The 12,589-nt window shown below is 63.8% G+C and carries 13 protein-coding genes; 9 read left to right on the plus strand and 4 right to left on the minus strand.

Annotated elements, in window-relative coordinates; translation table 11 throughout:
• Positions 1-130: 130 nt before the first annotated feature.
• Positions 131-1,354 (plus strand): serine aminopeptidase domain-containing protein, encoded by a 1,224-nt coding sequence (locus API01S_RS02900; RefSeq protein ID WP_061303003.1) that lies wholly within the window; start codon positions 131-133, stop codon positions 1,352-1,354.
• Between the two features lie 37 nt (positions 1,355-1,391).
• On the opposite strand, the gene API01S_RS02905 is transcribed toward API01S_RS02900, so the two are convergent.
• From API01S_RS02905 to API01S_RS02915, 3 genes are all read right to left on the minus strand, one after another.
• On the minus strand, positions 1,392-2,099 hold the full coding sequence (locus API01S_RS02905) for a 4-carboxy-4-hydroxy-2-oxoadipate aldolase/oxaloacetate decarboxylase (RefSeq protein ID WP_061303005.1): 708 nt from the start codon (positions 2,097-2,099) through the stop codon (positions 1,392-1,394).
• Entirely contained in the window at positions 2,096-2,818 is a 723-nt protein-coding gene (locus API01S_RS02910) for a PIG-L deacetylase family protein (protein ID WP_006220123.1), read from the minus strand. The genes API01S_RS02905 and API01S_RS02910 overlap by 4 nt, the downstream gene beginning before the upstream one ends.
• Before the next feature lie 73 nt (positions 2,819-2,891).
• Positions 2,892-3,875 carry a Bug family tripartite tricarboxylate transporter substrate binding protein gene (locus tag API01S_RS02915; RefSeq protein ID WP_061303006.1) on the minus strand — a complete coding sequence of 328 codons (984 nt, stop codon included), beginning with the start codon at positions 3,873-3,875 and terminating at the stop codon, positions 2,892-2,894.
• A 103-nt stretch (positions 3,876-3,978) separates the two neighbouring features.
• Here API01S_RS02915 and API01S_RS02920 point away from each other — a divergent pair, with 103 nt between their 5' ends.
• From API01S_RS02920 to API01S_RS02955, 8 genes are all read left to right on the plus strand, one after another.
• A complete protein-coding gene (locus tag API01S_RS02920) occupies positions 3,979-4,884 on the plus strand; it encodes a LysR substrate-binding domain-containing protein (RefSeq protein WP_061303008.1) in 906 nt (301 codons plus the stop codon).
• 204 nt (positions 4,885-5,088) lie between these two features.
• The gene (locus API01S_RS02925; RefSeq protein ID WP_061303010.1) at positions 5,089-5,529 is read left to right on the plus strand and encodes a nuclear transport factor 2 family protein; all 441 of its coding nucleotides are present in this window, start codon (positions 5,089-5,091) and stop codon (positions 5,527-5,529) included.
• Between the two features lie 120 nt (positions 5,530-5,649).
• A complete protein-coding gene (locus tag API01S_RS02930) occupies positions 5,650-6,609 on the plus strand; it encodes a Bug family tripartite tricarboxylate transporter substrate binding protein (protein ID WP_006220119.1) in 960 nt (319 codons plus the stop codon).
• Positions 6,610-6,668: 59 nt separating this feature from the next.
• Positions 6,669-7,433, plus strand: coding sequence for an SDR family NAD(P)-dependent oxidoreductase (locus tag API01S_RS02935; protein WP_061303012.1), 765 nt, complete (start codon positions 6,669-6,671; stop codon positions 7,431-7,433).
• A gap of 9 nt (positions 7,434-7,442) precedes the next feature.
• Positions 7,443-7,973: a VOC family protein gene (locus API01S_RS02940; protein WP_061303014.1), complete on the plus strand. Its 531-nt coding sequence runs from the start codon at positions 7,443-7,445 to the stop codon at positions 7,971-7,973.
• Positions 7,974-8,033: 60 nt separating this feature from the next.
• Entirely contained in the window at positions 8,034-9,053 is a 1,020-nt protein-coding gene (locus API01S_RS02945; protein WP_039883322.1) for a LacI family DNA-binding transcriptional regulator, read from the plus strand.
• A gap of 24 nt (positions 9,054-9,077) precedes the next feature.
• Positions 9,078-9,584: a 2,4'-dihydroxyacetophenone dioxygenase family protein gene (locus API01S_RS02950; RefSeq protein ID WP_061303016.1), complete on the plus strand. Its 507-nt coding sequence runs from the start codon at positions 9,078-9,080 to the stop codon at positions 9,582-9,584.
• Positions 9,585-9,597: 13 nt separating this feature from the next.
• Entirely contained in the window at positions 9,598-10,392 is a 795-nt protein-coding gene (locus API01S_RS02955) for an SDR family NAD(P)-dependent oxidoreductase (protein ID WP_061303018.1), read from the plus strand.
• Between the two features lie 38 nt (positions 10,393-10,430).
• On the opposite strand, the gene API01S_RS02960 is transcribed toward API01S_RS02955, so the two are convergent.
• Positions 10,431-12,521, minus strand: a complete 2,091-nt coding sequence (locus API01S_RS02960; protein ID WP_061303019.1) for a TonB-dependent siderophore receptor — start codon at positions 12,519-12,521, stop codon at positions 10,431-10,433.
• Positions 12,522-12,589: the final 68 nt, after the last annotated feature.

Here is a 12,589-nt window from a genome sequence, read left to right on the forward strand (position 1 = left end):
CGCCAGTCGTGCGTGCCTGTGCTATCCCCGGCGCCATTGCGCAGGGCGCGTCAAGTCGTTGGACTCACAAGGAATACAGATGGGCCATGCAGTTCGCGGACGTGCAAAGGGTTGGGCGGCACGGTGTTGCATGACAGTCGGGCTTGCCCTGGGCAGCCTTGGGTCGCTTTCCGCGCAGGCGCAGGCCCCAGCCCCGACCCCGGCCCCTGCCGCGACGGCAAGCACAAGTACGGTGCTGGCTTCTGGCGTGCGCTATGAATGGCTGGCCCGCTGGGACATTGACCGGCTCAACCGCATCCTGCAAACCGACACGCCGAGTTTCGCGGGTACGCAAGCGACCTACACGCCGGCGCGCAATGCGGTCAATCTGTATCGCGTCAGCTACGCATCGGTCATTCCAGAGCGCGGCAATCGCCCGACGGTCGCGACCGGCCTGGTGGCGCTGCCGGACACGGCGCAGGCGTCTGTGCCGATGGTGTCTTATCAGCACGGCACCGTTTACGGCAAGCAGGAAGTGCCGTCCTATCCCGAACAGTCGCCCGAAACCCAATTGATGATTGCCCAGTTCGCGGGCCAGGGTTACGCGCTGATCGGCGCGGATTATTTCGGGCTGGGCGATTCGCCGGAGCCCGAAGGCTATATGGTCAAGGCGAGTCATCAACAAGCCAGTTACGACATGCTGGTGGCCGGGCGCGCGGTGCTTGCCGACCTGAAGCGCGACAGCAGCAAGCTGTTCCTGGCGGGCTGGTCGCAAGGCGGCTTCGTGACCATGGCCTTCCTGGAAAAGCTGGAGGCCGCGGGCGTTCCGGTGCAGGCGGCGGTGACGGCCAGCGCGCCAGTTGATGTGTCGGTTGCGCTGAACGGGTTTCTGAGCTTTCCGCGTCCCAACGATGCAGACTGGGTCACCAGCCTGTTCATCCTGTCTTCGTTCTCGTTCGAGAACTACTACGGCGAGCCGGGCCTGGCGCGCTCGTTGCTGAACCCCGAGTACTACGAGGTATCGCGCAAGGCCTATGCGCGCGAACCCTTCAAGCCAGCCGATGTGCCGACGGACGTGCGCAAGCTGATCCGCGCCGAATACTTCGATCCGCAATTCTTCGCGGCATCGGCGTATGGCCGTCTGGTTGCTCAGACCCAGGCCTATCGCTGGGTCATCAAGACGCCCGTGCGCAACTATTACGGCGACAGCGACGAAGCCATCAGCACCGGACTGGGCCAGTTGGCCGCGACCTATCAACACGCGATGGGCGCGGGCAATGCGGCGGTGCAGGCGATCTCGACGGGGCCGACCAGCCACCGGGGCACTTATGCGCTGGCGGTGCCGCAGTGGAAATCCTGGTTCGACGGGATGTGAGGGGTATGGGCGGACTCGTGCAGGGTCCGCCGCCTGTCTAGTGCGACTGCGCCTCGTCCAGCGTGTCGACATACATCAAGCCCGCCTCGCGCAGCTTGTCGCGCATGCCGTAGATGTCCAGACCCAGTTCGCCGGCGGCCAATCTTGCCCGCGTGGCGTCTTCCTTGCGCAGCCGCGCCTCACTGGCCTGCGCGACAGTCGCTGCGCGCTGCCGCTCGACCACGACGACGCCGTCCTGATCGGCCACGATGACGTCCCCGGGACGCACCAGCGCACCCGCGCACACCACTGGCACGTTGACGCTGCCTGGCGTCGCCTTGACGGTGCCCTTGGCGCTGACCGCGCGCGACCAGACGGGAAAGCGCATCGCCTCCAGCGCCATCACATCGCGGCAGCCCGCGTCGATGACCAGGCCGCGCACACCGCGCGCCGCGCACGAGGTGGCCAGCAGTTCGCCGAACATGCCGTCATGGTTTTCGGTGGTGCAGGCCACGACCAGCACGTCGCCCGGCTGACAGAGTTCTACCGCCACGTGCAGCATCCAGTTGTCGCCGGGTTGCGCCAGCACCGTCACGGCGCTGCCGGCGATGGCCGCGCCGCGCCAAACCGGCCGCAGGTAAGGTTGCAGCAAACCCGAGCGGCCCTGGGCTTCGTGCACCGTGGATACGCCGCCCGCTTGCAGACGATCGATCACGGCGGCCTCGGCGCGTGCAATGTTCCGGACGGCGATGGCGCGCGCGCTCATGCGAAAGCCCCCGTCACTTGCGGGAATATCCGCTGATAGCCTTCGGCGTGCGAGATCTTCAAATCCGAATTGCGCGATGCCTGCACGCCGCGTTGCAACGCGACGCGCGTGTAGTACTCCCACAAGTGCTCCTGCGCAGCCATGGACTCAAAGGCGCGGCGCTTGACGTCCCACACCGATGAAATGTCCAACAGCACTTCGGGCTTCCACTCGCATTGTTCAGGCTGATGCGGCTCGAACAGGAACACGGGCGGGGCGCCCAGCACCGTTTGATCCGGCCGATGGCCATGCGCCTGGGCGATGATGCGCGCCTCCTGCGCCACGTGCGTGGCCAGCGGGTGATCGAAGTTGTAGGGGTCCTTGAGCGAATGCGTCAGCACGAAGGCCGGCCGCAGTTCGCGGTAGATGTCGGCCAACTGGAACAGGGCGTCGTCGCTGACCCGCAGCGGGTAATCGCCGCAATCCAGAAAGCGCACCGACGCGCCAAGAATGCCGGCAGCGCGCGTGGCTTCTTCGCGGCGCGCCGCCTTGACGCGTTCCAGCGTCATGCCCGGTTCACGCCACAGCTTGGCCGACTCGCCGCGTTCGCCAAACGACAGGCACACCACGGTCATGTTGAAACCGCGCTGCGCATACAGGGCGATGGCGCCGCCCGCGCGCCACACAAAATCTGCCGAATGGGCGCTGACGATCAGACCGTTTTGCGTTGTGCTGCTCATGCTTTCATCCTGAATAAAAAGAAAGGCCGCCAGGGCAGGGCGATGGCGCTGCCCGGCGCGGCCCGAAGGCTCGTCAGTCCGCGCTGATGCCCGCTTCGCGGATCACCCGGGTCCACTTCACCGTTTCATCCGCCACGAAATGCCCGAAGTCCGAGGCGCTGCCCGGCGTGATTTCGGCGCCGATTTCGCTCATGCGCTGCTTGAACGCGGGGTCCGCCAACGCAGCCTGCAAGGCCTGGTTCAGTTTGCTCACCACCGCAGGCGGCATGCCGGCCGGGCCCACCAATCCCCACCACACCGTGGCGTCCGCGCCCGACAGGCCCTGCGAGGCGGCCGTGGGTACGTCGGGCAGCAGCTTGGCCGGATGCGGATTCAGCACCGCCAGCGCGCGCAGCTTGTCGGCCTTCACATGCGAAACGACTTCAAGCGGGTTGATCGACATGAAAGAAAGACGGCCGCCCAGCAAGTCGGTGACGGCGGGCGAGCCGCCCTTGTAGGGAATGTGCAGCGCCTTGAAACCGCCTTCGGACTTGAGCAGTTCGCTGCCCAGATGCCCCGAGCTGCCGTTGCCGGCCGAGCCGTAGGTCAGCTTGTCGGGCTGCGCACGACCCTGCGCGACCAGGTCCTTCAGGCTCTTGGCCGAGGAATCGCTGCGCACGACGACGACCAGCGGCGCGTAGCCGATGGCGCCGATGGGCGTGAAATCCTTCGCGGGATTGAAGTTCAGCTTGGGGAACAAGGCCGCGTTGCTGGCCAGCGTGTTCGAGGCGGTCAGCAAGGTGTAGCCGTCCGGCTCGGCGCGCGCCACGTGCTCCATGCCGATGTTGGTGGCGGCGCCCGGGCGGTTGTCGACGATGACCGGTTGCTTGAGCACGTCGGCCATTTTCTGCGTGATCAGCCGGGTCACGATATCCACGCCGCCGCCGGCGGCATACGGCACCACGATACGCACCGGCTTGTCGGGAAAGCTGTCCGCCGCGTGCGCGCTGAAGGTCGCCGTCAGGGCGGTGGCAAGGCCAACGGCCGCCCCGAGCGAGGCGAGCTTTTGCTTCTGCATCAATGTCTCCTGTGTCGTTGTTCTGATGTCGACATGGTGCTGGGCGGGCAATAATATCGTCCAATACTTTTTCCCCCGTCGACTTATTTGGATTGCAAATAAATTGGAATTCCGCCAGCTCCGCTATTTCGTCGCCGTCGCCGAGGAACTCAGTTTCAGCGCCGCCGCCCGTCGCCTGCACGTCAGCCAACCGCCGCTGAGTTTGCAGATCAAAGCGCTGGAAAACGAGTTGGGCGCGGTGCTGCTGGAGCGCGACAAGCGCAATGTCGCGTTGACCGCTGCGGGCGCGCTGTTTCTGGAGCAGGCGCGCCGCGCGCTGGGCAACCTGGACCGCGCGGCCGAGGTCGTGCGCCTGGCCTCGCAGGGCGAGGCGGGCGAAATCCGCATCGCGTTCACCGCTTCGGTACCCATGGCCGAAGCCTTTCCGCGCGTGGTGCATACGTTTCGCAGCAGCCACCCCGCGGCGCGCGCGGACCTGATCCACATGTCCACCGGGCAGCAGCTTCAGGCGCTGGCCGACAAGAGTATCGACGTGGGCTTTCTGCGCCCCTCGTTGCTGTTTTGCGCACCGCCCAATATCCAGACGCTGGATTTGTGGAAGGACCGCCTGGTGGCGGTGCTGCCGGCGTGGCATCCGCTGGCGGCATCGCAAGATCCTTTGCCGATGGCGGCCTTGGCGGATGAGCCGTTCATTCTGTTTCCGCGCGGCCTGGGCTGCGGGCTGTTTGAACATGTGATGGTGCTGACCAGCCGCGCCGGCTTCGCGCCGCGCCTGATTCAAGAGGCGCGCGAAGGCGCGACCATCGTCGGGCTGGTGGCGGCGGGCATGGGCATTTCGGTGCTGCCCGATACCTACGCCCGCACCGGCATTCCGGGCGTGGTGTATCGCGACCTGGACACCCCCGATGCGACCAGCCGCTTGCTGCTGGCGTACCGGCGCGAGGATGCGGCACCGCTACTGCAACGCTTTGTGGATGTCGTCAGGCCGAGCGCGGGAATGGCGGTGTAGGTCCGCCATCGGGACATGCCCGCCGCGTGCGCGCGGCGGGCTGCGCATGACTGCACTTCGCGGGTAGCCAGCGCCCGCCCAAGGCACCGGTGGGATTGCCTTCCGGTTGCGTTATCGTTTCCACTCTTATGGAAATCCCTAGCTTTTTATGGAGTTATAGCGGCTTCATAATTTGCGGAAACGTTTCCACAAAAAGGAATTTTCATGAGTACCCAGTTGCAGGCAGAACGCGTCCAGACCGTCATCGACCACATGGCCCTGGAGTGCGTGCAGGAGTGGGACAAGGTCATCGACACGTTCGAACATCCCCGCTATGAGATGCACTCCAGCGGCGCGGTCTTTGACGGCAAAAGCGAGGTCATGGGGTACTTCCATTCGTCGCGCGCCTCGTTTCCCGACTTGAAGAACGAGATCATCGCAGTGGCGGCCGCTGAAGGGACGGACATCGTCCTGGTGGAGTTCTGGCTTTCCGGCACGCATGCCGGGCCATTCACGGTTGACGGCAAGACCTACGAGCCCACGGGACGCCAGTTTCGCGTCCGCATGGCTGCGACTTTCGAGTTCGCGCCCAATTCGGCCAAGGTGATCTGCGAGCGTCCCTACACCTGTCAGAACGCAAAGCTGCGTTCGCTCGGGTTGTTGTAGTGGTAGCGGTTGCCCGGTACAGGAGGCTGGGCAGCCTTGTGAAGACCAACACGTTCTACAGATAAAAACCGGGCGGGCCGGCCAGGCGCTGCACCCGGAGACAAAACCGAGGAGACAACAATGAAAAAGCTTTCCGTTGCAGCGGCGATGCTTGCCTTGCTTGGCATGGGCACCGCGTATGCCGACGACTACCCGAATCGTCCGATCCGCATGCTGTTGCCGTTCTCGGCAGGCGGGGGCGGCGATACCCTGGGCCGTATCCTGGCCGAGCGCTTTTCGGCCGAATTGAAGCAGCCCGTCATTGTCGAGAACAAGCCCGGCGCCGGAGGCACGATCGGCATTGCGACGGTTGCCCGTTCCGCGCCTGACGGCTACACGATCACGATAGGCGGGATGACCACGCACGTGCTGTCACCCTTGGTCTACAAGGACCTGCCTTACGACCCCATCAAGAGCTTCACGTCGCTGGGCGCCATCGGCAACTCGGCAATTATGGTGGTCGCGAACAATGATTTTCCCGCCAATGACCTTGCAGGGCTGAAGAAGCTGGCGGATTCGCGCAAAGATCCCGTGCAATACGCCAGTTGGGGAATCGGCTCGACCGGACATTTCTGCGGCGAAGTCCTGGTGCAGAAGGGCAATCTGAAGATGCAGCACGTGCCATACAAAGGCACCACGCAGATCATGACCGACATCATGGGCGGGCACATCGACGTGGGTTTTGTCGACATGGCGACCGCCACGCCGATGGTCACGCAGCATAAGGTGAAGGGGCTGGCGGTCTGTACCAAGCGCTCTCCCAGCGTGCCCGAGATCCGCAGCTACAAAGAGCAGGGCATCGACTTCGATCGCGACTTGAACTGGGCGATGTACGTGCCCGCCGGCACGCCCAAGCCCATTGTCGAACGCTTGTCCGGCACCCTGGAAAAAGTGTTGAAAGAGCCGGAAGTCATCAACAAGCTTCTCGGCTTGGGCATCTCGGCCAACTATGTGTCCGGGCCTGCGCATGAAAAGGCCAACGCTGCCGACATCGAAGCCTGGCGCGTGGTGGCCAAAGAAGCCGGTATTCAGCCGCAGTAGGCGATTCCCTTGTCGTGGCGACGAGTCATCTCGTTGCCCATTTCCTGCATGAGACTTCGATGAAACTGCTTGAAGACCGCGTTGCCGTCATCTCGGGGGCCGCCCATCCGAAAGGCATAGGCAAAGCCACCGCAAAGCTCTTTCTTGAGCACGGCGCCCGTGTGGCCATTCTTGATCTTGACGAGACCCGCATACAGGAAAGCGCGGCAGACCTTGGGGTTGCGTCAAGCCAGCTGATTGCCCTGGCCTGCGATGTCGGCAGCGATGAGCAATGCCGCGCGGCGCTGGACAGGGTCGCCGCATGGTCGGGCGGGGTGGTCGACGTGCTGGTGAACAATGCGGCGATCACTCAAAAGGCCACTTTTCGCGACATCACCCCCGCCGATTTTGAGCGCATCCTGCGGGTGAACCTGACCGGCGTCTTCAACCTGAGCCAAGCTGTCATTCCCTTGATGATTCAGCGCGGCGGAGGAAGCATCGTCTCGATTTCCTCGCTGTCGGCGCAGAACGGCGGGGGGATCTTCGGCGGCGCCCATTACTGCGCAGCCAAAGCGGGCGTGCAAGGAATCACCCGTGCCATGGCCAAGGAATTCGGCGAACACAAGATCCGGGCCAATGCGATTGCGCCGGGTCTTATCACGACGGATTTCTCTCGCACCGGGCGCTCGGATGCCAGCAAGGACGACGCCGCACAGGTCTGGCCGCTGCGCCGGGCCGGACGTCCGCACGAAGTCGCCGGGGGCTGCCTGTTCCTGGCAAGCGAGCTTTCCAGCTACGTCACCGGCACGACGTTGGACATCAACGGCGGCGCCCACATGAATTAAGGAACATCGATGAGCAAATTCTTTGGTGGCGTTCGCCAGGTCGGCTATGTCGTGCGCGATATCCAGAAGGCCATGCATCACTGGTCAGCGGTGCTGGGGGTGGGGCCCTGGTTCTACAAGGAAGAGGTGGGAACCACTGAATTCCGGTATCGCGGTCAGGTCTCGCAGCCGCCGCGCCTGTCGATTGCGCTGGCCAATTCGGGTGACCTGCAAATCGAACTGATCCAGCAACGCGACGATGCGCCGTCGCTATATCTGGACTCCCTGCGCACAAATGGGGAATGCGCCCAGCACGTGGCGTTCTGGACGCTGGACAACTTCGACGAGTTTTGTGACCGGCTGCTGACCAGCGGCTACGAGGAAGGGCACGGCGGACGGATGGGGTTGCGTGGCCGCTTCGCATACTTCGTTCACCCCGAACTTCCAAGCGGCATGATCGAAGTGTCGGAAATGAAGGGCGGCAAAGGCGAGTATTTCGAAGAGATCAGGAAGGCAAGCGAATCATGGGACGGCTCCGCGCCGATACGCCCGCGCACCTAGCCGGCCGAGTGCCGAAGACGGTGTATGTTAGCCACTTTCGGCACGGACAAAACTTCAATCATGAAAGACCGCATCACCATACGCGACGTTGCCAAGAAGGCCGGGGTCTCCCTGGGTACGGCGTCGCGCGCGCTCAACCGGACGGGCCGAGTCAGCGAAGCCGCCATTGCGGCGGTCGAGCAGGCGGTACGCAGTCTGGACTATCGGCCGGACGCCGTGGCGCGTAGCCTGCGCACGAAATCCTCCGGCGTGATCGGGCTGCTGGTGTCCGACCTTGCCAACCCGCTCTATGCCCGGATCATCACCGCCACCGAGACCGCGCTACAAGCCAAAGGCTATTCGTTGCTGGTGGCCAGCACGCATAACGAAAGACGGCGCGAAGCGTCCTTAGTCGACATCTTTCGTGGCCGCCGAGTCGATGCGTTGATTCTGGGCCCGTGCGAAAAGGAATCCGCCGACCTGATCGACAAGTTGTCGCAAGAACTGCCCGTCGTCGCGCTGGACCGCGAGTTCGGCGCATCGTCGGTCGGCATTCACGTCGACCATGCGGCGGGGGCCTTGCAGGCGACCCAGTATCTGTTGAACCTGGGCCACACCCGGATTGCGCTGCTGACCCCGGGGACGGATTTGCGAACCGGCAAAGAGCGTATCGCGGGCTTTCGTCAGGCATTCAAAGAGCGCGGCATCGTTCTCGATCCCGCGCTGATCCGGGCTGAACCGTCCGCGATGCAGTTTGCGTTTTCCGAAGCGATGTCACTGCTGTCGCACGCCAATCGCCCCACGGCGTTTGTATGCCTGGGCACCAGAATCCTGTCCGGCGTGCTTCAGGCCCTGCGCCATACCGGAGATTCGGTTCCCAACGATATCAGCGTGATCAGCATTGGCGACACCGATCTGTCTCAACTATTCAGCCCTGCCATCACCTCGCTCAGTTGGGACCTGGAGGCGGTCGGCACTTGCGCGGCGCAGCTGGTCCTAAAGCAACTTGATCGCCAGAGCGCGCCAGCGCAAGGCGATCGCATCGTCATCAAGACGCAGCTGATATTGCGTGAATCGTGCGCGCCCGCAGCGCCGTCTTGACCTAACCAACCATCAGGAACCCTCATGACACAACCGTACACAGTCACCCATCAAGATCGCCTGCTGACCGTCAACATCGAAGACGGTGTGCAGCTGCCAGGCGCTGCGCCAGGCTCGTCCATCATTCCGTTGTTCCTGGATCGGGAGAACGGCGTGTGGGTGCTGTACGGCAAGTTCGCACCGGGCACGCGCCTGCCCACGCACTTTCATACCGGCGTCGTCCACTTCTACACCACCAAGGGGCAGTGGAATTATCTGGAGTATCCGGACGACGTGCAGAAGGCCGGCAGCTATCTGTACGAGCCGGGCGGATCCGTCCATACGTTTTCCGTGCCCGAGGACGCCACGGAGCCGGCCGAAGGCTTCATGGTGGTGTTCGGCGCCAACATCAACTTCATCGACGGCCAGTTCGCCAACATCCGCGATGCGGGCGCCATCGAAGACTCGATCATCGAGGCAGCCAAGAAGGCTGGGCTGCCCATGCCTCGCTATATCCGCCCGAAGGGCGGCGCCGAGTTCACGCGCGACTGAGCGGGGGCGGATTATGCGCTTGGCATCGAAAGTGGCGCTGGTAGCAGGCGCCGGTACATTGAGAAATTCGTTTTCCGCCGCCGATCAGGTGGGCAATGGCGCAGCCTGTGCGATCCGGTTCGCGCGTGAAGGCGCAACCGTCATCTGCACTGACCGGTCCTTGGCGGCCGCGCAAGAGACCGTTGACAGGATTCGGGCGGAAGGCGGCGTCGCGCAGGCGCTTGAGCTGGATGTCACGGATTCCGCCCAGATCGAGCGGGCTTCGCAAGACGTGGCAACGCGTTTTGGGGGGATCGATATCCTGCACAACAATGTCGGCATCGAAATCCAGGGCGATCTGCTGGCGGTGCAGGACGACGAGTGGGACCGCGTCATGACGGTCAACGTGCGTGGATCCATGGCGATGGCGCGGGCCTTCCTGCCGCAGATGAAAGCGCGCGGTGGCGGCTCCATCATCAATGTCTCGTCAACGGCCAGCTTGAAATGGAGCCCGATGCAATTCCTTTCCTACAGCACGGCCAAGGCGGCGGTCAATCACATGACGCGGGTCATCGCCCGGCAATATGCGGCGGACCAGGTGCGGTGCAATTGCATCATTCCGGGCATGATCCGCACGCCGCATGCCGATGCGCTGTATTCCAGCGCAGAGGCTGCGCAACAGGGCCATGAGGCCCGCGACGCAAGGTGTCCGATGGGGCGCCAGGGCAGCCCCTGGGATATTGCCAATGCGGCGCTGTTCCTGGCCTCTGACGAGGCAGCTTATGTCACCGGGTGCTTGATGGTGGTAGATGGCGGATCGAGCCTGTAGCGCTAAAGGGCGGCCAATCCGGCTGCCCGGCCCCGCTATCAATACCGATATCCCAGCGTGAGCATGGTGCTGCGGCCGTCACCCAAGGCGACGGCGTTGCGCAGGCCGCCGGCAAAATAATCCTTGTCGAACAGGTTGCGCACGGTCAGCGCGGCGCGCCAATGGTCCGCTTGATAGGCGATGCCCGCGTCGGCCACGGCATAACCCGGAATGACGTATCCATAAGCATGGCGAGGGCTTTCGCCGCGCATTCCGCCGTTCAGTTCCCAGCCTAGCGCCTTGCCGCGCAAGCGGTAGCGCGCCGTCACGTTGAAGCTGTGGCGGGGCACGTTGTCCAGCCAGCTTCCTACCGTGGACGTTGCCTGGCCGCCGTCGTCCGTGACCACGGCGGCAATGTAGGCGTAGCCGCCCATCAGGCTCAGTCCATCGCCCAGGTCGGAAGCAAAGCCCAGCTCGGCGCCGCGCGTGCGTTGCTCGCCGACGGCGATGCTGTAGCCGTCGTTCACCGGATCGGCCTGAAGCACCTGGCGACGGCGCAGGTCAAAGGCGGCCACCGTCAGACTGGTGTTGCCGTCATCCAGGTCGAACTTGACGCCCGCCTCCCATTGGCGGCCCGTCTCGGGATCAAAGCCCTGGCCGTTGGCGTCGGTACCCAGGTTGGGATAGAACGAGGTGGCGTAGCTGATGTACGGGCGCACCCCCGGCGCGATCTCGTACATGACGGCGCCGGACCCCGTCGTCTTCTGGGAAGGATTGTCCTGCCGGTTGCTGGTCAGCCTGTCCGTCGAATAGCTGGCGGCGTCATCGCGGCGCAGGCCGGCGATCAGGCGCCAGCGTTCGCCGATCTGGATCTGGTCGCGCAGATACACGCCGACGGAACGCACGGTGCTGGCGCTGTCGGTGCGCGGTTGGGCGGGGCAGACTATCGGGCTTCCGTAGACCGGGTCGTACAGGTTCAATGCGCCGACGGAACAACTGGTTTGCAGCGCGTTCTCGCGCGAGCGCAGATAGTCGACGCCCAGCGTGATCTCGTGCTTGCCCCATGCTGTGTCGAAGCGGCGCTGCGCATTCGTGTCCATCGAAAACGTGTCGCCATCGAAATGTTGGTCGGTAGAGGTACGCCTCAGGCTGCGTCCTCCAGCTGCCAGCGTGCCGGCCGCCACCAGTTGGCCGTCCAGCGTGTATTGCTGCCAGCGCAGGTTCTGATTGACCGTCCAGCCGTTGTCGAAACGATGCGTCAGCGCGTATCCCACCCGGCTCTGGAATCCGCGATAGGGGTCCTGATCCGGCTCGCCGATAAAGCGATCGCGAGGGACGCTTCCGTTGGGGTTTTCAAGCACGGACCCCACGACGGGCAGGCCTTGCTGCCGGATGTACCGGCGTTCCTGATAGCTGGTCAGGATCGTGAAGTCGGTGCGCGTTCCAAGATCGAGCGACAGCGACGGTGCGATCCATCGATTCTTGAACCACACGTAGTCCGTGGCGTCATGCGAATTCATCGCCAGCGCGTTCAGGCGGAAGGCGGCCTTGCCGTTCTCCGACAAAGGCGTGCCCATGTCCAGCGTGCCCTGATAGAAGTCGTTGCTGCCTATCGTGGATTCTACGTTCGCGAAGGCTTCCGGCTGCGGGCGCTTGCTGACCATATTGACCAGGCCGCCGGGAAGCACCAGCCCATAGAGCAACGAGGCAGGGCCCTTGAGCACTTCCACTTGTTCCAGGCCGTACAACTGCTCGGCAACGCGGTTGGACGCTGCGGTACGCAGGCCGTCCACGAACAAGGAGTCGGAAGCGACTTGCCCACGGATGATCAGGTCATCCCATCCCCGCCGCCCAAACTGGTTGGCGACCACGCCCGGCACGTTGTGCAAGGCATCGGCAAGGGACTGGGCTTGCTGGCTGTCCAATACCGCCCGAGGCACAACCGTGATCGACTGCGGGGTCTGCGACAGCGGCACCGATGATTTGTTGACGGCAGGGGGCTGGACGGGATTGAAGTTGCCGTCGGCTTCCGAGTCGGCGGTGACGCGGACGGACGGCAATTGAACGACGTCTGTGGATTGTGCGTGAAGGGCAACAGGGGCAAGCAGAGCGAGTCCGGCGAACAGGGCGGGGGCGTGAGGATGCGGCATCAAGAAAGGGGGGAGGCTGCTGGAAAGGGGCTTGGCGTGCGCCGGGCGGTGCAGCGCAATGCACGTTG

The organism is Achromobacter piechaudii NBRC 102461, assembly GCF_001571245.1.
GTDB lineage: Bacteria > Pseudomonadota > Gammaproteobacteria > Burkholderiales > Burkholderiaceae_B > Achromobacter > Achromobacter piechaudii.